The following is a 19,051-nucleotide window of genomic DNA, read 5'->3' as shown; positions in this document are numbered from 1 at the left end:
AGCGGTCGATCCTGGTCGAAACTCCGAATTTTCGGGGGTGAACGTCCGCTCAAAGCTGCCAATCGGTCATCTGAGTAAATCCGTCAGGTGAATGGGTTGAGCCCGAAGCGGGCATCAATTGAAGGAAGATTTTGAGTGCCGAAACACCAGCGGAGTGACGCCGAATTGCTTGCTAAAAGCACGAGAAAAGTGGCTTGCCGTGGAGTAATCAAGTTCAAACGCTATTGAAGATACTGTAGCTGAAGTCTCCACCAATAGTTTGGCTGCCTTCCGCATTTTGGCGTCCACGCAAACGGAGCGGAAACTGGCACCGGACCCTTCAATTTTCCGTTGTAGGGTTCGCCTGCTCATACCCATGATCCGTGCTATGTCATCCAGGTTGACATGCTGGCTTTTCCCAAACGGCAAATACGACGATCAGGTCGACAGCCTTTCCCAAGCGCTCTTTGCGATCAGCCTCCGGCTCCCACAGCTTCGGCATTGCTCAAGATATAAAGGGTAGACGTTGAATTATTATGTCCGCTTTTTCCACATAGCAGAAGCTCATGCCGAGTGCAGCGAATGACCGCTTCGAGCCCAATGCGGTCAATAATTTGAACAAAAATCTCACAACTCAAAAGCGACGACGGAGCCGCCAGTGCCCTTCAAACTGAAAGGGCCAGCCGGACGCAGGTCAAAATCAATCTGGTGGGCAGTCCCCTAAGAAATCAATATCTGATCATCTTTTGCTTCTTCACATAGGCGCGTAGCTAAATTCGACGCAGGTCCAATCGTCGAATAATCGCGACGAACCTGAAAACCGATTTGGCCTAATGTTGCTGTTCCCGTACCAATTGCGAATCTCTTAACGAGTTTGGCAGTCCGAAGGGTGGTATTGCCGTATAAAACATCTTGGTTTGTTAGAGTTTCTAGGTAGGTCTATTAGGATGCAGCCGGCAACGGTTCCTTCTTAGCGTGCTGTTCGCGCAGCACGTTTTTTTGAACCTTCCCCATAGTGTTTCGTGGTAATTCCGTGACGAGTTCGTAGCGACGTGGATGTTTGAAGCGCGAAAGCCTTTCCCTGATGGTTGCCGCAATCTGATCCGTGTCAAGTTTTACGCCTGGCTCAGCAACCAGAGTGGCGATGATCTTTTCCCCGAAGTCGTTGTCGGGGATCCCGAAAACCGCCGATTCCAGAACGCCATCGATGTCGTTTAAGACGTCTTCGATTTCTTTGGGGTAGACGTTGTAACCACCGGTAATGATAAGGTCCTTTGACCGGCCCACAATCGACAGGTAGCCATCCTCGCTGTATTGACCCAAATCACCGGTCATGAAAAAGCCGTTTTCACGTAGTTCCGCCGCCGTTTTCTCGGGCATCTGCCAATAGCCTTTGAATACATTGGGCCCACGTACTTCGATCATTCCTACGTCGCCCAGTGGCAATGGGTCCCCGGTTTCAGGGTTGGTCACAATCACTTCGGTGCCAGGCAGAGCCATGCCGACGGTTCCCGCGCGGCGTTCACCTCCATAGGGGTTCGAGGTGTTCATATTCGTTTCGGTCATGCCGTAGCGCTCTAGGATGCGGTGGCCTGTACGCATTTCAAACGCCAGATGGGTTTCTGCCAGCAATGGGGCTGAACCAGAAATGAACAGGCGCATGCCTCGTGTGATCTGTTTGGTGAAACCGTCATCTGCCAGTAATCTGGTGTAGAAAGTTGGGACCCCCATCAGAAGGGTCGACTTGGGCAATTCCTCCACGATAGCGCTTGCGTCGAACTTTTCCATCAGCCGAACTTTGGCACCGGCGAGCAGCGACGTATTCATCGCTACGAAAAGTCCGTGCGTGTGAAAGATCGGCAGCGCGTGAATCAAACGGTCGGTGTTGGTGATACCCCACAATTCCACGAGAGTTTGGGCATTAGACAAAAGATTCTGATGGCTCAGCATTGCGCCCTTGGAGCGACCCGTGGTTCCCGACGTATAAAGCAAAGCTGCAAGGTCATCCGGGGCGCGACCCACGGTTTCAAACTCACAGGGCTGTGCGTCAGCCTCGCGGCTCAGGCTCGAAGTATCGCGGCCGAGGGTCAGCAGCTTTGCGCCAAAGCGAGTCGCCAGTTTACCGATCTCAATTTCGTTGGTGCTGTCGCAAACGATCATGGAAGGTTGAGCATCGGCGGTGAAATATTTCAATTCTGCCAACGTGTAGGCATTATTAAGCGGCAGGTAGACAGCGCCTGCCTGAACCGCAGCAGCGTATAGCGCGATTGTATCAGCCAGCTTTGGGGCCTGCACAAGGATGCGGTCTCCTGGAGAAACTCCGCTGTTCTTCAAAACATGCGCGATCTGCGCGGCACGGTTCAGAAACGCGTCATATGACACCAACTGACCGTCATCGAGTTGAAGAAACGGAGCCTTGTTTCCCGCGTGGTTGGCAAACAAGCTGTCGTAGAGAGTGTTAGTCACGCTGTATTTTCCTTTGGTCTGACCGCAAGTGCTGCGGTTGAAGCCGCGCGCACGGAACGCGAGGTTTCGATGGTGGCGTGAGTCGCAAATTCTTCGTGGTGACGTTCTGTCTTGTTCAAATCGTAGAGGTAATTGACCATTGCGCCGCCGGATTGGGATCGTCCGTTCTGCGACAGATCGGCCTCGGCGTGCAGTTCATGAAGCTCGGCCCCATTACCCAGGTGGAAGCGAGCCACGGGATCCAGCGGCATCCCATCTTCGCGCTTGGCGAATAACAGGTATCGGGCGGCCATCGCCCGAACGTCCTGCGGAGGGGCTGTTCCCGCAAGTACGGCTTCAGCGGCATGGCCATGCTCGGGGTGCCCTGTTTCGCCAGCCAACCACCGGATCATCCCCGGTATCGGAGACAAGGTCACAAATGTGTCGAGGCCCGGAAGCTCGCGCGAGAGTTCCGTCACAACCTGTTTGATCAACAGGTTTCCAAAGCTGATACCCAATAGACCTCGTTGGCAGTTTGAAATTGAGTAGAACGCTGCGACTTTTGCCTGTTCGGGTTCGATCGGTTCTCGAACTTCGGACAAAAGTATATCAATCGCGTTCGGAATCTCAGCCGTCAAAGCAACTTCGACAAAAATCAGCGGCTCATCCGGCATTGCTGGATGAAAAAACGCGAAACAGCGACGGTCGGGCGGGTAAAGCCTGCGCCGCAAGTCGTCTAGATCGTTAATCTGATGAACCGCCTCATACGCAACGATCTTGTCCAGAACGCGGGCTGGTGTATCCCAACTGATTTGTTTGAGGACAAGAAAACCCCGGTTGAACCAACTTCGCAGCAAATGCACGAAATCTACATCTGTGCGTTTGAGTTCGGGGTTGGATCTGAGAAAACTCAACAGGGCGACGCGCATTGCCACAAGCTCATGCGTCGCGCCAGAAGGTTGATTCAGCCGGCGCAGCAGTTCTTGCCGTCGGGGTTCGGCGGCCTCGCTAAGCCTTTTATAAAGATCGACACTTCTATCTTTGGCATAGCGGCGCGCCATTTCAGAAAGCTGATCCGCGTCTAACTCAAGCTGGTCATTCAAATAGGTGAAGAAGTCCAGTTTTTCCGGGTCGTCTAAGGTTTGGTATCGATCTAGGATCGTGGATGCGAGTACGAAGCCCGATACTTCACCCTCTGCTGACAAGAGTGCTTCACACAGCTCTGATATGGATCGCTTGTCATCTTTTCCCCGCTTCTTGCCGGGGCGGTCGAACAATTGATCAAGCAGATCGCCCAGAAACCAGTTCCGCTGCATTTCATGACTCCATCTGACTGCTCAGATACTCACCGGTTCGACGGTAGTGATCGAGCAAATGCCGCTTAGCGCCTTCTGCGTCGCGATCCAGTGCCGCGTCTAGAATTTCCTGATGCTCTGCGTTGATATCGCGCTTTTTGTAACTCGACACACCAGCCGCCAGATAACGATAGCGGATGTTCAGGTCGTAGAGCTGCGAGCAATACCGTAACAATAAAGGAAGCCTCGCATTGTCCAACAAGGCCATATGAAAAGCCTTGTGTGCGTCTTCAAAGTCGTGCGCCCCTTTTTGGCCCGCCTTTTTCATGTGGTAGTGCCGCAAAACTAGCCTATCTTCCCAGGCTGAGTCTGCATTGGCGATGGACGCGCGCAACGCGGTTTCTTCAAGATTGCATCGCAACAGAAGGATTTCCTCGAAGTTGCATTTGCTTACCGGTGCCGCCCTGAAACCGCGCTGGTCAATTCTTTCCACCAACATGTCCGATGTCAAAAGGCTTAGTGCTTCGCGAACCGGGCTTGCGCCGGTGTCCAGCAGCCCGCGGAGCTGCTCGATCTTAAGCTTTTGACCGGGCGGCAGCTCGCCAGTCAGGATCATTGCTCTCAGCCTTCGATACGCACCATGAGTGGCGGATGTCTCTTTGCCCTCGGTATCAAGCATGGCGTCCATGTCTGACTTTCCCTTCTTCGTGGCGCAATCTCATGGGAGCTCTTAGCTAAGAGCGCTCATTCCAGTCGATAGTCCGACTGAGATGTTCAGTGAGCCTTCGTTTATCATCCATCGCCGAAGCACAAAGCTGCGCGCCCCGCTTTTGTGCATCGGGTCATCTTCTGCCAGCTTTCGGGCGGCTTCGAGACAGTCTGCCCTATAGATGATGAGACCCATCCCCTGCATATGCTCACCGGATTCATCTGACATTGGCCCAGCAAAAGCCAACTGCCCGGAACGCTCAAGCTGTGCCTGATATGCCAGATGATCTGGAAGAGATGTCTTTACGTCTTCCGGCGCTTTGGCAGGTGTGCTGTGCGCAACGTAAAGCTCCAAAGCAAGTGCGCCCCGGCCTTTCGCTTCTGATTTGTAGTCTGCCCAAGCAACCATTGGCGTCTCCTCAAAATATCGATATTATTTGACATATGACAAAATAGTCGGCAAAAATCAAGCGAACTGACATGGATGGTGAAAATGAAATACCTAGTGGGAGAGACTTCGGAAGGCACAGCGGTTTTTGTCGTGAGCGGTGAAAACGCTGTGAATTTAACGGCTTTGGATCCCGCCGTCGGTTTCGATTTGATGGGTTTGATAGCCAATCCGGAACTGGCCGACTCACTGGCCGATAAAATCGCCGAAGCAGACAGAGTGGCCGTGTCTTCTATTGTGCCAGCCTTGCCCGTGGCGGCACCTGGCACGATTATTTGCATGGGGTTGAACTACACCGACCACATCAAGGAGGGCGGCTACGATATACCGGAGTACCCGACACTTTTCATGCGAGGGAAAAACTCAATCATGGCGGCAGGGCAGCCTATGGTGAGGCCAGCCTGTTCCGAGAAACTCGACTACGAAGCCGAGCTTATGTTGATCGTTGGAAAACGTGGCCGCCATATCTCGGAAGCGGACGCGCTGGATTATGTTTTTGGCTACACCGTGTTTAACGATGGGTCGCTGCGGGATTATCAGCGTAAAACAGTTCAATGGACGCCCGGCAAAAACTTCGATGACACGGGTGCGATCGGCCCTTTCACCGTAACGCCTAAAGACTTGCCCGAAGGAGCATCCGGCCTGAAAATCGAAAGCCGTGTGGGGGACGAAATCCTGCAAAGCTCGAACACCGCCAACATGATCTGGGGGGTTCCTCAGGTCATCGCGACAATCTCGGAATATACCACTCTCGAGCCCGGTGATCTGATTGCGTTGGGTACGCCACCAGGTGTTGGTCACGCCAAAAAGCCTAATCCACGTTGGTTGAAGCCGGGTGAAACCGTCGAGGTCGAGATTGAGGGCATCGGCATATGCGCCAGCCCCGTCATCGACGAAAAGGACGCCAAGTCTAAAGTGGCCGCAGCATGAGCGCACCAACCGGGGCAGAATTGGATGCACTTCGCGCCAAAGCGCAGCAAGATCATCGCGATCTGCGCGAACGTATTCCCCGTTTGTCGGATGATGCGATCGCCCTGATCTTACGCGAGTCAAGGTCCCACTATGCATGGACTGACAAGCCAGTTTCTGACGAATTGCTTGAAGAGATATACGACATCGCGATCAACGGCGCGACCAGCATGAACACATTGCCTGCCCGCTTTGTTTTCGTGAAAAGTGCCAAGGGTAAAGAGCGGCTTGCCAAGTCGTTGAAACAGAAGAACGTGCCTAAAATGATGGACGCTCCGGTTACTGCCATCATTGCGTATGACATGGAGTTCTGGAAGGAACTGCCCTTTCTTTTCCCGCACGAAGATCGTCGGCCCCTGTTTGTGGACAATCCGGAATACGTGGCCGACACTGCGTTTCGCAATGGTACTCTGCAAGGTGCCTATTTCATGATCGCAGCCCGGGCCGTCGGGCTGGACGTTGGTGCCATGTCGGGTTTTTCAAACAAGATCGTCGACGAGGAATTCTTCGCGGGCACGACGCTCAGGTCGAACTTTCTTTGCAATCTGGGCTACGCCGATGAAACAGGTTTGTTCCACAAACTTCCACGATTTCCGTTTGAAAAGGTTTGTTCTTATGCATGAGGAAGCGCTGCCGTGGGTATGAAAGTGAAACCCGTCGTGACTTACCGCACGACAGCGCGGTGCCCGACACATGCGCGCACTGAGATACCAATACGCGATCTGGATATGGTTATCGACGAACCAGTCGAGCGGGGCGGGACAAATCTTGGTCCGTCTCCGACTGAAACCGCGATGGTAGCGCTGATCGCCTGCACCAACGTCATCGGGCATAAAAACGCGCGCCGTTTGGGAATTGATCTTGGCACTGTGACAATCGACGCGAAATGCAGGCTGGATCGGCGCGGTGTCCTGATGGAAGAAGAGATTGATGTTCCGTTTCCCGAAATTGAACTCACCGTGAATTGTGAGACGCCGAGCAGTCAGGATGAGCTGACACGTGTGGGCAACGAAACAACCAAGTATTGCGCCATCGCAAAACTGTTCGAAGCGGCAGGCACCGACCTGACCGTCAACTGGGTCAAAGCAAACTAGTGGAAATTGAAAGACCCATCTTTCTGGGAGGAGAGACAATGAAAAACTGGACCAAGCGCAATCTGCTGGGTGTTGCCGTGGCAAGCACTATGGCATTGTCAGTTGCGGCAGAAGAGACCATTTCAGCCGTCGTAATTGATGGTTACCCGGATCGGGCCTTGTGGGTGAAAGAATTCACAAACTTTTTTATTCCCGAAGTGGATAAGCGGTTGGCCGAGTCCGGCAACTACAAGATGAACTGGCAGGAGAACTATGGCGGTTCAATCGTGAAACCCAAAGGTGTTCTGGAAGGCATACAGCTGGGTTTGGGGGACATTGGCATCGTCACAACCATCTTCCATTCATCCAAGCTGCCTAGCCAGGGGATCTCGGGCTCGACACCATTCGTTGCGTCGGATGCCCGCGCAGTGGCCAAGGCAGTTGACGAGATCGCGCGAGAATACCCGGCTATGCAGAATGAGTTCGCTGCGCAAAATCAGGTCTATCTGGCGACGGGCGTTGTGCTCGACACATATCAGATGTTCTGCTCAGAGCCGGTCGAGAAAGTTGCAGACCTTGAAGGACGCAAGATCGCGGGTGCCGGCCTGAACCTGCGATATCTCGAGGGTATCAAGGACGCGGCTGGTGTTCGCGGAGGCCTCACTGATTTCTACAACATGGTTCAAACCGGCCTTGTCGATTGCGTGATGATTTGGCCGGAAGCTTCCAAGACGTTCAAAATCGTAGAAGTAGCCCCTTACATGTTGAAGGCAGACCTTGGCGCGGTGAATACAAAAACAGTCACCGTCAACGCCGATTACTGGGCAAATCTGCCCGACGAGGTCAAAGACGTACTCCAGGCCGTGGCTATCGATTACCGTGACCACGTGGCAGGCATTGCAATGGATCGAGCCGCAGCGTCACGAGATGCCTTTGTAGAAGCTGGCGGATCGATCATTGAAATCTCGGACGAAGACCGCGCTGCGTGGGCAAATTCGATGCCCAATGTTGCGCAGGAATGGGCAGCAACGCTGAATGAGAACGGCGAGCAGGGTACAGATATGCTGGCCGCTTATCTCGGCAAGCTTCAGGATGCCGGTTTCACTGGTGTGCGCGACTGGACGGCCGAATAATCGTTCGGCGACCCGAGAAAGGGACCAGACATGCTGAAGACCGCAGTTGCCGTCCTGTCGCGGGTCGCCAATTCGCTTGCAATCACTGCCAACGCCTTGGGCACGCTCGTCGTCCTTGCATTGGTGGTCATTCTGAATGTCGACGTCGTTGCGCGCGGGCTGTTTTCGGCTCCGCTTCGAGGCACTTACGAAATGGTGCAGTTTTCGGTCGTGATGATTGTTTTTCTGCAATTGGCCGACGTGGTCAGAGTGGACCGGCTGACACGTTCGGACGGTTTCCTGAACCTGATGCACCACCGCCGCCCCGGCCTGACAGCAAACCTGAGGCGCATCATAAACGCCATCTCAGCGATCTTCATGGCATTGATTGCCTATGTGACCTTCCCTGAATTTCTTCATATGTGGGAGACGCAGGACTACTTCGGAGTTCCGGGTCTTTTCACACTCCCATGGTGGCCGGTCAAATTGGTCATCGCGTGCGGCACTGCGCTTGCCTGCATGATTTTCCTGCTCAAGGTCGTCACGGCGCAGGACCGCCCGCAACTTGTCCGCACCCCTGAACATGATGAGGCTGCAGAATGACGCCGATTGAGATTGGCCTGATCTCGGTCGTCGCTATTGTCTTTCTGATTTACGCAGGCGTATACATTCCGATTGCTCTGGGCGTGGTTTCGTTCGTGTCGATCTGGCTGATGCGGGACAACTTCACGCTTGCGCTCAACCTGCTGAAAGTTGCGGTCGGCGACAGTGCGATGGAATACAGTTTCGCGACCATTCCCCTGTTTACCTTCATGGGGCTCATCGTCTCAAAGGCCGGGTTGGGCAGTGACATCTATGAAGTCATGACAATGCGGTTTCGCAAGGTCAAAGGCGGTATTGGAATGGCAACCGTTGGAGCCAACGCCGTCTTTGCCGCAGTTACAGGGTCGTCAATTGCGTCGGCATCCGTATTCACCAAAGTCTCGGTCCCTCAAATGATGGCGCAGTCTTACAATCCGCGCTTCGCCGTCGGCGTGGTGGCTGGGTCCTCAGTTTTAGGCATGATTATCCCGCCTTCTGCTATGCTGATTATCTATTCCTTCGTCGCTGAACAGTCCGTAGGGGATATGTTCCTGGCGGGGGTTATTCCAGGGATTATGCTGGCAATCGCTTATGTCGGCGCGATTTGGGTCATGGGGCGATTCACGCCGGCGTTCGTTGGAGGGCGGGTCGTCGACGACACCGAATGGATGTCCGGGCGCGAGGTCGCGTCCAAGACCCTGCCGACAGTGTTCATCATCACCATCGTGCTTGGCGGGATCTACACAGGATGGCTAACGGCGGTTGAGGCAGGTGCAGCCGGGGCGCTGGTTGCGCTGATCATCGCAGTATTGCGCAAGTCCATGTCTCCGAAGGCATTCTGGAACGCGCTCTTAGAGACCGGTCATATCACGGCTGCGATCCTGTTCCTAATCACGGCCGCGTCGATCTATAGCCGGATGCTGGGGCTGGCGGGGCTGCCCAATCAGTTGCAGGACTTGCTTGCGGGGAATTCGGCGTCCTTCTGGGCGATCATGCTGCTTTACGTACTGCTGATGTTGTTTCTGGGAACTTTGCTGGACACGGCATCAATCATTCTGATCGTTGTCCCGCTGTTCCTGCCCATGGCTGAAGCCCTTGATATGTCATTGATCTGGTTTGGCATCGTCACCGTTGTCGGCGCTGAAATTGGGCTTTTGACTCCACCTTTGGGCATATCGTGTTTTGTCATTAAATCCACGATCAACGACGACCGGATATCACTCAAGGACGTGTTCATGGGCGCACTTCCCTTTGCGTTTGTGATGCTGATCGTTCTGTTCATTCTGATCGAATTCCCCATCCTCAGCCTTGCCCTGATTTAAGGAGGCCAAGATGCGCTCTGTTACCAAAGACAATATCACCGACGTGTTCATGGGATACCTGTCCAAAGACACCGATCCGAGGATGCGTGAAATCATGGGATCTCTGGTCAAACACCTCCATGATTTTGCGCGAGAAACCAACCTGACGCATGAAGAATGGCGCGCCGGAATCGCGTTTCTGGAAGGATGTGCCGCAGTGGAAACAGAGGACCGGCATGAATTTGTGCTGGCCTCGGACGTTCTGGGCCTGTCGTCGCTGGTGGATATGCTGCACTCCAGCCCTGATGCGACCAGCTCATCCGTATTGGGGCCGTTTCACGTCTCTGGCGCGCCTGCTTTGCCTATCGGTGGCGACATGAAACGCGACTACGGTGGGACGGTGCTGCTTGCAGAAGGCGTCGTACGTGATACAGAGGGCAATCCGATTGCCGGAGCTGAGCTCGACATCTGGCAAACGGCACCGAATGGCCTTTACGCCAGTCAGGATGAAGAACAGGACACATATTCTTTTCATGGTCTGATGACCACTGGTGAAGATGGTCGGTACGCGTTCACCACTGTGAAACCAGTCGAGTATACCGTACCGTCAGATGGGCCCGTCGGGGATATTCTGCGGGCATGTGGCCGCCATCCGTGGCGACCCTCGCACCTGCATTATATCGTCAAGGCACCCGGCCACCGATCTTTGGTGACCGAGATTTTCCCCGACAACGATCCCTATCTGGATCAGGATACGGTGTTTGGCGTTCGGGACGATCTGGTGATGACCTATGTGGAACGACCAGCTTCAGAATTTCCCGATGGAATGGAACTTTCCGGAAAGATTGCCGAACCCTTCTTGCACGTGTCTTTCGACGTGAGGCTTGCCAAAATCTGACCGTTATTGTGGATGTTTGATGCGCTGAGACATACCTTCATCATAGGTGCAGCGCTGTTCTGCGGCGCAGCGATCGCTGACGAGCGAAAGTACAAGGATTGGCCATGTTTCTTCTTTTGCTAGTTACGTTCGTGACAGGACTCGTCGCTAACACGAGCGCTGCGCAGACGCCGCCTTCGGTTGATGAGGTCGCGAATTACGAAGGTCTCTTCTCAGCCGCTCACACCGGCAATGAAGAAGTGATCCGGCAGCTCGTAGCGGCGGGAGCAAACGTCAACGCGCGGGACTCGCGAGGACGCACGCCAGCTCATGTGGCAGCCTTTGCTTCAGAGGACGAAGCGTTACGTGCACTTGCTGAGGCCGGTGCCGACATGAATGCGCTTGAGGGTCAGGCCTACGACGTGGTCACTATTGCTGCCGTTGCAAACGATCCAGAATTGATGACGCTCGCAATCGAGTCAGGCAACGATCCCGGCCTAACAACCAGCCCCTATGACGGAACGGCTCTCATAGCGGCCGCACATCTCGGTCATGTAGAGATTGTCCGACGGCTAATCGCCGCTGGCGCGCCTTTGGACCATGTGAACAATCTGCACTGGACGGCAGTTATGGAAGCCGTTGTGCTTGGTGACGGCGGCTCGGATCATCTTGCAGTTCTGGATGCGTTGTTGGCAGCGGGTGCTGACCGATCGATTGCTGATCGAAACGGAACTACGCCACTCGAACATGCCGAACTGCGCGGATTTTCTGAGATGGCAGATCGGCTAAGAAAAAAGGACTGAAATCAATCAAGCAGGCTGAAGTAGCGAGTTTCACCTGAAACGCGCCAATGGCAGCTTGGATAGAACAGGCATGATTTCAATGTCTTCTCGTGGTAGGGTGGTGACAAAGATGAATACATCCCACGGATATTGGCAAGATGGACACGATTGGTGAAATTGCGCAGGACAGCCATAGTACATTCGTTTTCGCGAGGCGTGGTTTTCTTGCTGCGTCAGGCTTTGGCGCAGTGACAGTCGGACTGTGTGGCTCCTTCGTGGGTCAAACTTCTGCGAGTGAGGACGACTCGATACCACAACCTAGTGATCCCAACCATGCCAAATTCATGGAGCGCGCTTTCGAGATGCGTCAGTATGCAATTGACCACGGAGATCAGAAGTACGGTGCAGTTGTGGTGCGTGACAACGTTATTATTGGCCAATCATCGAGCAGGGTCGTCTTGGATCAAGACCCCACCGGCCATGCTGAAATGGCGGCGATCAGGGACGCGGCGCGCCGTCTCAACGACCGGGATTTGAGCCAAGCGGTCATGTACTCATCTTCCAGGCCATGCCCCATGTGTGAAGCAGCGGCCTTTTGGGCTGGGGTTCGTCACATGTTTTATGGCCGGGAAATAAGGAGCGCAGGTACTCCAACGCTCTGCAGTTTGTAAGGTTATAAGCAACCAGCGAAGTTTCTTGTCGCGTTCGCATACTACGGCGGGAAGTCTTGGACCCAATGCGGGCCTTTGTGCAATCTGCAATGAATGACCGGACCGAGAAAAAAGCGGACTAAAAACGCGCAACTTTTAAAGCTGAGGAGAACACATGAATAGCAAGTCAATTGCCACAACAACGTTATTGCTGGCTGTGGCATCTTCCGCCTCGGCGGAGTGGTCGTTCAGTTCCGGGTCCAACCCCAATGCATTTATTCAGACCGGAAACATGACACTGGAACTTCAGTGTGACCGTATCCGGTTTGCTCCGGCTGGATATGAGGACAGCCAGGACATTGTGGACAAACAAGGGCTTTCCATTCGTTTTTTGAAGAACGGCGCAACCGAAGTTGGTGCATTTCAGGTTGGCGCTGATAACGCTGCGTTACAGATCGTGGACAATTATCCTGTCGAGATCAATTTCAATAGTCAGCAGGACTATGATTTCGTACTGGACCAGCTCGCGGCCAATGCGTCGGTCAATCTGTCGATGATTGACCAAGACGTCAGCTATGGAATCATTGATTTACAAGGTTCTAGCGCGGCAATTCGGTCGCTTCGTTCTGCGTGTGATACGGATGCCAGCGACAGAGCTTCCTACGAGGTACCCGAAGGCATCGTCTATTGTGGTGGTGGAGCGATAAAACGCCAGATCGAATATGTAATTCTGGACAATCCGGATGGGGAGTGGGACGCGCGAGTGACGGTCAACGGCGATTCAATAAGAGCCATGACCGCCTACAGTTACTTCGGAAACTCTAAGCCGCCGGCCGGATTTGTCGTGGCGCTGCTTGGAGAGGACAGGTCCGAGTTTCTGATATTTAGCGAAGGCCCGGCAAATTGGCTGGAATATGGGGACTACAGATATGATAAGTGCAATTGATGCCGCCTTCCAACTGGCTTCCCAAAAAATGCGTCAACTGAAAGGCTTGTTTGCCAGCATTTTTCTGGTTTCGAGTCTTGTTTGGATTTCACCAGCTTTCGCGGCTGATATCTCGCGACTTCCCTCCGGTTTGCGGGCAAAGGTTGATCTGGCGGTAAAAGCCTGCACGAAGTTCAACGACGGTCAGTTTGACTTAGATTGGGGCGCGGTCGAAAGGGTCGACCTCGATGGAGATCTACATCACGACTGGGTTCTGAATGAGTCCGGTTTTGCATGTTCGAGCGCTGCATCTCTTTACTGCGGAACCGGCGGATGCATGTCGCACTTTTGGGTTAGTGAAGAGGTGCACTCCCTGCTCAATCAAGGCTGGAAGGTTGTTGACTTCGGAGACCAACGCGTTGTCGTTGCGGACATCCATGGATCCAATTGCGGCGGAATAAATCCGACGCCATGCGTCACGGCCAGCGTTTGGGATGCCGAAGCCAATACTTGGCGTTCGTCAGCTGGCAATTGGGAGTAGGCTTCAATTGGTGTGAGCCTAAGTCCCGTTTTCCGACCACAAGCCCCCACATTCAACCACACGGGCGTCTTTCACCGCTACGCCACCCAGCCTCGAAAGCGGACGTTCATGCACCCCGCAGCGAATGATTGCAACGAACCCCAGGCGGACGGGTACAAAAAGAGAATACCCTCGTCAGTGGTTTTAAAGCTTTGTCAGTGGAGTCGGTTATACAGAAATCGCACTTAAACAAATCAGGTGTTTGATGCAGCTATTTGATCTGTCTAAAGGTTAATCCGCCGCAAAACAGTAGAAATAGCCATTTCCACCGGTGGCCCGAAGCGCGTCAGGAGAACAACCGCGACTACCATGAGCTGCGTTCCAAGACGTATTTCCCCCGCCATGGCGATCGTGATGTCCTACGGTTGCCGAACCCTCGCCATTCGATGTCCAATTTGCGCATGTCTTGTCTCCTTCATGCCAGGGGAAGTAGGCGGTGCCATCTGCCTGAGTACCGGTCAGAATGTCGTGTTCGTTAGGACTATCGCCGCGACCTTTGATTGTGTTTCCATTCTCGTCAACCGCAGTCCGGTAGTAGATGTTTGGCAAGATGTGTAGCTGATCAAGGTCAGAAGCTATCAATTCACCATTTGCATTGTACCAAGGGCCTTGACCGATGCGACTTCTGGCGGAAATTCCGCGTTCTCCTTCTTCCTGTGTTGACAAATATGCACGCCATTGACGGTCACCGGCCCCGGCAGCCGCGGCGAGGCTCTGGCAATGGGTGTCTGCGCCTTCAAGGCCTCCAAGATTTCCACCGTCGCCAAGGCCAGTAGACGTAACAAAGAAACCCATCGGATGGGAAACATTTGTACCTTGGGCAAAGGCTGCTCCAATTGTGAGGCCAACGGCTGACGCCACCGTAGACAATACGCGTAAATTCATTGTTTTTACTCCTTGATTTAATCTATTGCGAATAATGGAGTCGGCATTGATCATACAGCCGAGTTTGTCACCACTAGTGGAAGCCAGCAAACCTCCTCGACAATTGACGAAGCGCTACTAGCGGAGTTTCAAGCTTCAGATTCGACATAAACCTAGACCTGTTTGTCCATAAAACGGTCATCGTCGAAAATTTGGCAAACGGTCTCACGGAGTCGCTGTCGGAGATAGTAAGACAAACATTTCTACTTCCGTTCCTTTAGTGTAGTTGAGATTTGGTCAAAAAAAGTTAGGGCATTACCTCTTGGCAGCGTAGTATGAAACTTTGCGTTCTAGGTAGGCGAGGAATTCTGAGATAGTAAAGGCCAGCGCGAAAAGCACGATAAGTACTGCCCAGAAATGTCCCATAAGGAAGTTGGCCGAATACAATTCGAAAAGGGCGCCGAAACCGACAATTGAAATTAGCAATTGTCCTATAATTACACCTTTCACGGCTCGGATTACTCCAATACGAACTCCTCCTAATATCTCAGGAAGTGCGGCCCAAAAATAAATTTTGAAGAACGCATCAAACGGCGAGGCTCCAAAACTTTGCGCCATTTCTACCAATGAGCGGTTTATCTGTTTTACCCCCGCGCGAGAGTTCAAGATAATGATCCAAACTGCAAAAAGTGCCGTTGTAATGATGATCGATTTCATTCCGAAACCGAAAAGTACCATAAGAACAGGCACAAGAGCTGTTAATGGAGCGCTAAGAAAAACGTTGACCCACGGGAGCAAGAGTTCATCCAACAATCGGCTTTTACCCATAAGTATTCCAACTGGTATGCCGATTAGAATGGCTGCACCTACCCCTACCAAAAACGCGTAGGCTGTTTGAGCCAAAGCGGTCTGAAATGCCGTAGTACCAATCATCGAAAACAGTGTCGTGACGACTTCGCTGAGCGGTGGGATAAAAAAGGTTAATCCAGATTGTCCGACAATTTCCCAAAGCAAGCCCCAGATTATAAGGGATGACATCCCTGGAAGCCGGTATCCTAAAACTATCATACTTGCCTCATTCCACGTAACTGCGCAGGGATGCCCAAATATTGTCTACAATATCAAGGTATTCTGGGTCCCTGCGGATGTTGTCGACGCCCTTGTCCCGGAAGTTCGATGGTCTGATCACTTCCGAAACGCGGCTTGGCCGGGGCAACAGAATTGCAATCTGATCCGACACATAAACTGCTTCTTCAATTGAGTGGGTCACGAAAATGAATGTCTTGTTTTCGTTTTGCACCAGACCCAAGAGGTCTTCTTGAAATTTACGACGGGTCTGTTCGTCAACTGCCGAAAATGGCTCGTCCATCAAAAGAACGTCGGCGTCAACGGCAAGTGCCCTTGCCAAACCCACACGTTGACGCATGCCCCCCGACAGTTCGTGAGGATAGCTGTGTTCAAAGCCCGCGAGTCCAACATCCTTGATGTACTTTTCTGCGATAGCCTCTCTTTCGGATGTCCCGACACCACGCATCTCCAGCCCGAATGTGACGTTTTTTAGAACCGATGCCCAAGGCAACAGGGCAAAGTCCTGAAACACAAAGGCACGGTCTGGACCAGGTGACGCAACGGGTTGGCCGTTTACAAACACTTCGCCTGAGGTTGGTTCCAATAATCCTGCGATTATTTTCAGCAATGTGGTTTTGCCACATCCTGATGGCCCCAAGAGGGATGTTAATTGTCCCTTTGGAAACTCAAGAGACAAATCTCGCAGCGCTTCTACGGCACCGTAGTTCTTTGAGATATTTCGAACTGAAACAGCGCTTTCGATGGATTCCGCCACCGGAAGAGGGGTTACTTCTTTAATCTGAGACATAGCCACGTTGGTTTCCTTTGAAGAGAACCGTTTCTGTTTTTTCCAACAAATTCAAAAACAGAACCGCAAGTAGGATGATCGAGAATATTGCCGCATACATGCTGGGGTAATCGGCAATGGAACGGCTATAAGTGATGATATCGCCAACGCCAGTTGGCGTGATTTTCAATTCAGCGAGTATGGCACCGATGAAGCCTGCTGAGACCCCCAAACGCAAACCAGCGAAGATGACTGGCGATGCAGCGGGTATAACAATACGCAGCAAAATCGAATGTTTCGGGGCAAGAAAGGAACGTCCCATCTCTTTGAATGACTCGGGTGTGTTTCGTACGGCGCTGCTGGTGTTCAAAACGATGACTGGCATTGCCATAATGCAGACGACAAGGACTTTTGAGGTCAGCCCGATTCCATAGGCAAGGACCAAAAGAGGTATCAATGCGGCAAGTGGCGCTGCCTGCATTACGATGAAGATTGGAGAAAACAACCAGTCAAAGAAATTGCTCAACCCAACCCAGAGGCCGACTGCTATTCCGATGAAAGCCGAAATTACAACGCCGACAACTAATGGCTGAAGGGTTTCAGCGTAGGCTTCAAAAAGTACACCGCTACGCGCCATATCGAACAATGCGCCCATAGTTTCTGTGAACGTCGGAAATGCGTAACTTACCGGGATTAGGCCTGCTATTTGCCAAGCGCCGCACAAGATCAGTGCAGAGAGAATTTTTAACTGCAGAGCACGATTTGGCATTTACTGATGCCTCTCAATAGTCAGAAACTTGTATGCACCACGCCCTGACTTGGGCGTGGTGCTATGTGACTGAATGTCAGTTCGTCGCCGCGTCCAGCGGGGCAAGGTACCAAAAGTCCTCGATGTTCAACTCGTCTGGCGTTCCCTCGAGCTGCCCAGCAGCGGAATACCACTCCATATCTGCCGTGGCAGCGGTTCGACCCCCGCCATCAGGATCGTAAAGACCGCCTTCGACTGCATCGGTGTAAAAGCCATCCAGTTCCGCAAGAATTTCCTCAGGCAGCTGACCAATTGGTCCATCTGGATTGGTTTCACGTCTGATAACCGTTGGATCTTCGTGCATATCGCGCCATGTGCTAACCAATGCGTTCACGAAAATCGCAACGTCTTCTTCGTTCTCTTTTATCCAGTCCAGATTGGCAAACAGGGCTTCGTCGCTGGCTTCAACTTCAAACATTTCGAGCACGTTGAAGTTTTCTGCGGCGTCGCTGCGCATGAGTTTGTTTTTATTGGACAGGTCGATAATCGTGGCATCTGCCCGACCACCAAGCAGTGCTGCAACTCGATTGGACGAACCCGGGACATAGGAACGTTCACCGAATTTGATGTTCATCCGATCCTCAATCACATTGGCAATTGAATCCGTGCCACCGCCTCGCGAGTGCAACAAAATCGGTTCGCCGTTTAAGTCCTCAAGCGATGAGTACTTTGTGGTTGTGACGGGGAAAAACTTTAGTTTGGACAACTGAAAGATTATGCGAAGCGGCGCCTTGGAGCGTTGCATCGCAGAATAAGGCGTGCCGAAACCAATATCCATCTGACCGCTTAGAACCGCTTGAATCGCAAGTTCCTCATCTGAGAACGCGGTCCATTCGTAGTCCAAGCCATTGGCTTTTGCTCGGTCAAGAGCAACAAAAAATGCAGCGAGCTCATCCGATGGAGTTTCGGCCAACGCGATCCTGATTTTGTCGGCATATGCAGTGCCGGACGAAATGCTCACCGCTAGCGGCAACGCCAATGCGGCTGAGGCTAACCTTTTCAGAAAACGTTTCATTTGTCTCCTCCCTGAGAATTAGTCGTAAATTCTGAACCGGCGTTTGATGTTATGCTCTTTTGCCGGCAGTTGTTTTTCGCTCACTCCTCTCCAAAAAGTCGGGTTGATACGGAGTTCAAATGCTCGCGCATGGCTGCATGAGCGGCAGAAGCGTTCCGTTCTTGAATGGCCGTCAATATCTGATTGTGTTCTTCGAAACTCGAATGGTTGTCAGGCGGGCGAACTGAAGTTCGAACAACCGTGTTCCATGCAACTGCCCTTCGGACTCCATTCAAATGATCAAACAAGGACAACAGCAGACCATTCCCCGTTGCCTCAGCAATGGCGCGGTGAAAGGCATCATCCTCGGCTTCATATTCATCCCAAGTTGCAGCGGCTGCAGCCCGATCGCGCGCTGCCTTGAGGCCAGTCACCGATTTCTCGGACGCATTGACCGCCGCTTCTCTCGCAAGCGCGGGTTCCAATGAAAGGCGCGCCCTCATCAATTGCACAGGCGTTACTGCTTCGCTTAAATGCTTTAGTTGGCTATTGCCGGTCTGAAGGCCACGGGCAGCAATAAACGTGCCTTTTCCGACATGACGCCAGATGGACCCTTCGTTTTCCAGCGTTCCGAGCGCCTTCCGGAGCGCCGACCTGCTTATGCCCAAGCGACCGATTAGATCTCTCTCAGATGGCAAACGATCACCTGGAGAATAATTGCCTTCTTCGATGAACTTGCGCAGGGCCGCGACCGTATCATTGATCTCGATCAATTCGAATTTCATGACTGGCGCATCTTCCATA

At 52.7% G+C, this 19,051-nt stretch carries 22 protein-coding genes; 11 read left to right on the top strand and 11 right to left on the bottom strand.

All coding sequences use genetic code 11. From position 1 onward, the window contains the following. Positions 1-114: 114 nt before the first annotated feature. From GOV45_RS23610 to GOV45_RS11245, 5 genes are all read right to left on the bottom strand, one after another. Positions 115-357 (bottom strand): helix-turn-helix domain-containing protein, encoded by a 243-nt coding sequence (locus tag GOV45_RS23610; protein ID WP_367648674.1) that lies wholly within the window; start codon positions 355-357, stop codon positions 115-117. A 564-nt stretch (positions 358-921) separates the two neighbouring features. Next, complete coding sequence (locus tag GOV45_RS11260; protein ID WP_170477458.1) at positions 922-2,445, bottom strand: malonate--CoA ligase; 1,524 nt, start codon at positions 2,443-2,445, stop codon at positions 922-924. After that, on the bottom strand, positions 2,442-3,740 hold the full coding sequence (locus tag GOV45_RS11255) for a malonyl-CoA decarboxylase domain-containing protein (RefSeq protein WP_170477456.1): 1,299 nt from the start codon (positions 3,738-3,740) through the stop codon (positions 2,442-2,444). Before GOV45_RS11255 ends, GOV45_RS11260 begins: the two co-directional genes overlap by 4 nt. A 1-nt stretch (position 3,741) precedes the next feature. Continuing rightward, complete coding sequence (locus tag GOV45_RS11250; RefSeq protein ID WP_170477453.1) at positions 3,742-4,407, bottom strand: GntR family transcriptional regulator; 666 nt, start codon at positions 4,405-4,407, stop codon at positions 3,742-3,744. A gap of 42 nt (positions 4,408-4,449) precedes the next feature. Beyond that, positions 4,450-4,836: a YciI family protein gene (locus GOV45_RS11245; protein WP_170477450.1), complete on the bottom strand. Its 387-nt coding sequence runs from the start codon at positions 4,834-4,836 to the stop codon at positions 4,450-4,452. A gap of 84 nt (positions 4,837-4,920) precedes the next feature. Between GOV45_RS11245 and GOV45_RS11240 the strand changes: the two genes are divergently transcribed. The 11 genes from GOV45_RS11240 to GOV45_RS11190 all read left to right on the top strand — a co-directional run bounded on the left by GOV45_RS11240 (position 4,921) and on the right by GOV45_RS11190 (position 13,687). Then, the gene (locus GOV45_RS11240) at positions 4,921-5,805 is read left to right on the top strand and encodes a fumarylacetoacetate hydrolase family protein (RefSeq protein WP_170477447.1); all 885 of its coding nucleotides are present in this window, start codon (positions 4,921-4,923) and stop codon (positions 5,803-5,805) included. After that, the gene (locus GOV45_RS11235; RefSeq protein WP_170477444.1) at positions 5,802-6,467 is read left to right on the top strand and encodes a malonic semialdehyde reductase; all 666 of its coding nucleotides are present in this window, start codon (positions 5,802-5,804) and stop codon (positions 6,465-6,467) included. Before GOV45_RS11240 ends, GOV45_RS11235 begins: the two co-directional genes overlap by 4 nt. 18 nt (positions 6,468-6,485) lie before the next feature. Next, positions 6,486-6,938 carry an OsmC family protein gene (locus GOV45_RS11230; RefSeq protein WP_170477441.1) on the top strand — a complete coding sequence of 151 codons (453 nt, stop codon included), beginning with the start codon at positions 6,486-6,488 and terminating at the stop codon, positions 6,936-6,938. Positions 6,939-6,976: 38 nt separating this feature from the next. Next, positions 6,977-8,050 carry a C4-dicarboxylate TRAP transporter substrate-binding protein gene (locus GOV45_RS11225; protein WP_170477439.1) on the top strand — a complete coding sequence of 358 codons (1,074 nt, stop codon included), beginning with the start codon at positions 6,977-6,979 and terminating at the stop codon, positions 8,048-8,050. A 30-nt stretch (positions 8,051-8,080) separates the two neighbouring features. Beyond that, positions 8,081-8,632, top strand: a complete 552-nt coding sequence (locus tag GOV45_RS11220; RefSeq protein WP_170477436.1) for a TRAP transporter small permease subunit — start codon at positions 8,081-8,083, stop codon at positions 8,630-8,632. Next, positions 8,629-9,933, top strand: coding sequence for a TRAP transporter large permease (locus GOV45_RS11215; protein WP_170477433.1), 1,305 nt, complete (start codon positions 8,629-8,631; stop codon positions 9,931-9,933). Before GOV45_RS11220 ends, GOV45_RS11215 begins: the two co-directional genes overlap by 4 nt. A gap of 10 nt (positions 9,934-9,943) precedes the next feature. After that, positions 9,944-10,810, top strand: a complete 867-nt coding sequence (locus GOV45_RS11210) for a dioxygenase (RefSeq protein WP_170477431.1) — start codon at positions 9,944-9,946, stop codon at positions 10,808-10,810. Between the two features lie 104 nt (positions 10,811-10,914). Next, on the top strand, positions 10,915-11,592 hold the full coding sequence (locus GOV45_RS11205) for an ankyrin repeat domain-containing protein (protein WP_170477428.1): 678 nt from the start codon (positions 10,915-10,917) through the stop codon (positions 11,590-11,592). Positions 11,593-11,729: 137 nt separating this feature from the next. Beyond that, entirely contained in the window at positions 11,730-12,242 is a 513-nt protein-coding gene (locus GOV45_RS11200; RefSeq protein ID WP_170477425.1) for a nucleoside deaminase, read from the top strand. Between the two features lie 154 nt (positions 12,243-12,396). Continuing rightward, positions 12,397-13,167, top strand: a complete 771-nt coding sequence (locus GOV45_RS11195; RefSeq protein ID WP_170477422.1) for a hypothetical protein — start codon at positions 12,397-12,399, stop codon at positions 13,165-13,167. A gap of 28 nt (positions 13,168-13,195) precedes the next feature. Then, positions 13,196-13,687, top strand: coding sequence for a hypothetical protein (locus tag GOV45_RS11190; protein WP_254447981.1), 492 nt, complete (start codon positions 13,196-13,198; stop codon positions 13,685-13,687). A gap of 270 nt (positions 13,688-13,957) precedes the next feature. On the opposite strand, the gene GOV45_RS11185 is transcribed toward GOV45_RS11190, so the two are convergent. The 6 genes from GOV45_RS11185 to GOV45_RS11160 form a co-directional block, all read right to left on the bottom strand. Continuing rightward, on the bottom strand, positions 13,958-14,611 hold the full coding sequence (locus GOV45_RS11185; RefSeq protein WP_170477417.1) for a hypothetical protein: 654 nt from the start codon (positions 14,609-14,611) through the stop codon (positions 13,958-13,960). Positions 14,612-14,905: 294 nt separating this feature from the next. Beyond that, on the bottom strand, positions 14,906-15,628 hold the full coding sequence (locus GOV45_RS11180) for an ABC transporter permease (RefSeq protein ID WP_254447980.1): 723 nt from the start codon (positions 15,626-15,628) through the stop codon (positions 14,906-14,908). A 37-nt stretch (positions 15,629-15,665) separates the two neighbouring features. Next, positions 15,666-16,466, bottom strand: a complete 801-nt coding sequence (locus GOV45_RS11175) for an ABC transporter ATP-binding protein (protein WP_170477411.1) — start codon at positions 16,464-16,466, stop codon at positions 15,666-15,668. Beyond that, a complete protein-coding gene (locus GOV45_RS11170; protein WP_170477408.1) occupies positions 16,453-17,214 on the bottom strand; it encodes an ABC transporter permease in 762 nt (253 codons plus the stop codon). Before GOV45_RS11170 ends, GOV45_RS11175 begins: the two co-directional genes overlap by 14 nt. Before the next feature lie 76 nt (positions 17,215-17,290). Then, entirely contained in the window at positions 17,291-18,268 is a 978-nt protein-coding gene (locus tag GOV45_RS11165) for an ABC transporter substrate-binding protein (RefSeq protein ID WP_170477406.1), read from the bottom strand. Positions 18,269-18,348: 80 nt separating this feature from the next. Further along, on the bottom strand, positions 18,349-19,032 hold the full coding sequence (locus GOV45_RS11160) for a FadR/GntR family transcriptional regulator (RefSeq protein WP_254447979.1): 684 nt from the start codon (positions 19,030-19,032) through the stop codon (positions 18,349-18,351). Between the last annotated feature and the right edge of the window lie 19 nt (positions 19,033-19,051).

Source organism: Ruegeria arenilitoris, from assembly GCF_013035425.1.
In the GTDB taxonomy this organism is placed as follows: domain Bacteria; phylum Pseudomonadota; class Alphaproteobacteria; order Rhodobacterales; family Rhodobacteraceae; genus Ruegeria; species Ruegeria arenilitoris_A.
Note: the sequence above shows the minus strand (reverse complement) of the source record. Positions and strands in the feature narration are given on the sequence as shown.

Bases quoted from the DNA above. Each gene is read 5' to 3' on its own strand.
- GOV45_RS23610 (WP_367648674.1), bottom strand. From the start codon at position 357: ATGGGTATGAGCAGGCGAACCCTACAACGGAAAATTGAAGGGTCCGGT.
- GOV45_RS11255 (WP_170477456.1), bottom strand. From the start codon at position 3,740: ATGCAGCGGAACTGGTTTCTGGGCGATCTGCTTGATCAATTGTTCGAC.
- GOV45_RS11250 (WP_170477453.1), bottom strand. From the start codon at position 4,407: ATGGACGCCATGCTTGATACCGAGGGCAAAGAGACATCCGCCACTCAT.
- GOV45_RS11245 (WP_170477450.1), bottom strand. From the start codon at position 4,836: ATGGTTGCTTGGGCAGACTACAAATCAGAAGCGAAAGGCCGGGGCGCA.
- GOV45_RS11240 (WP_170477447.1), top strand. From the start codon at position 4,921: ATGAAATACCTAGTGGGAGAGACTTCGGAAGGCACAGCGGTTTTTGTC.
- GOV45_RS11235 (WP_170477444.1), top strand. From the start codon at position 5,802: ATGAGCGCACCAACCGGGGCAGAATTGGATGCACTTCGCGCCAAAGCG.
- GOV45_RS11230 (WP_170477441.1), top strand. From the start codon at position 6,486: ATGAAAGTGAAACCCGTCGTGACTTACCGCACGACAGCGCGGTGCCCG.
- GOV45_RS11225 (WP_170477439.1), top strand. From the start codon at position 6,977: ATGAAAAACTGGACCAAGCGCAATCTGCTGGGTGTTGCCGTGGCAAGC.
- GOV45_RS11220 (WP_170477436.1), top strand. From the start codon at position 8,081: ATGCTGAAGACCGCAGTTGCCGTCCTGTCGCGGGTCGCCAATTCGCTT.
- GOV45_RS11215 (WP_170477433.1), top strand. From the start codon at position 8,629: ATGACGCCGATTGAGATTGGCCTGATCTCGGTCGTCGCTATTGTCTTT.
- GOV45_RS11210 (WP_170477431.1), top strand. From the start codon at position 9,944: ATGCGCTCTGTTACCAAAGACAATATCACCGACGTGTTCATGGGATAC.
- GOV45_RS11205 (WP_170477428.1), top strand. From the start codon at position 10,915: ATGTTTCTTCTTTTGCTAGTTACGTTCGTGACAGGACTCGTCGCTAAC.
- GOV45_RS11200 (WP_170477425.1), top strand. From the start codon at position 11,730: ATGGACACGATTGGTGAAATTGCGCAGGACAGCCATAGTACATTCGTT.
- GOV45_RS11195 (WP_170477422.1), top strand. From the start codon at position 12,397: ATGAATAGCAAGTCAATTGCCACAACAACGTTATTGCTGGCTGTGGCA.
- GOV45_RS11190 (WP_254447981.1), top strand. From the start codon at position 13,196: ATGCGTCAACTGAAAGGCTTGTTTGCCAGCATTTTTCTGGTTTCGAGT.
- GOV45_RS11185 (WP_170477417.1), bottom strand. From the start codon at position 14,611: ATGAATTTACGCGTATTGTCTACGGTGGCGTCAGCCGTTGGCCTCACA.
- GOV45_RS11180 (WP_254447980.1), bottom strand. From the start codon at position 15,628: ATGTCATCCCTTATAATCTGGGGCTTGCTTTGGGAAATTGTCGGACAA.
- GOV45_RS11175 (WP_170477411.1), bottom strand. From the start codon at position 16,466: ATGTCTCAGATTAAAGAAGTAACCCCTCTTCCGGTGGCGGAATCCATC.
- GOV45_RS11170 (WP_170477408.1), bottom strand. From the start codon at position 17,214: ATGCCAAATCGTGCTCTGCAGTTAAAAATTCTCTCTGCACTGATCTTG.
- GOV45_RS11165 (WP_170477406.1), bottom strand. From the start codon at position 18,268: ATGAAACGTTTTCTGAAAAGGTTAGCCTCAGCCGCATTGGCGTTGCCG.
- GOV45_RS11160 (WP_254447979.1), bottom strand. From the start codon at position 19,032: ATGAAATTCGAATTGATCGAGATCAATGATACGGTCGCGGCCCTGCGC.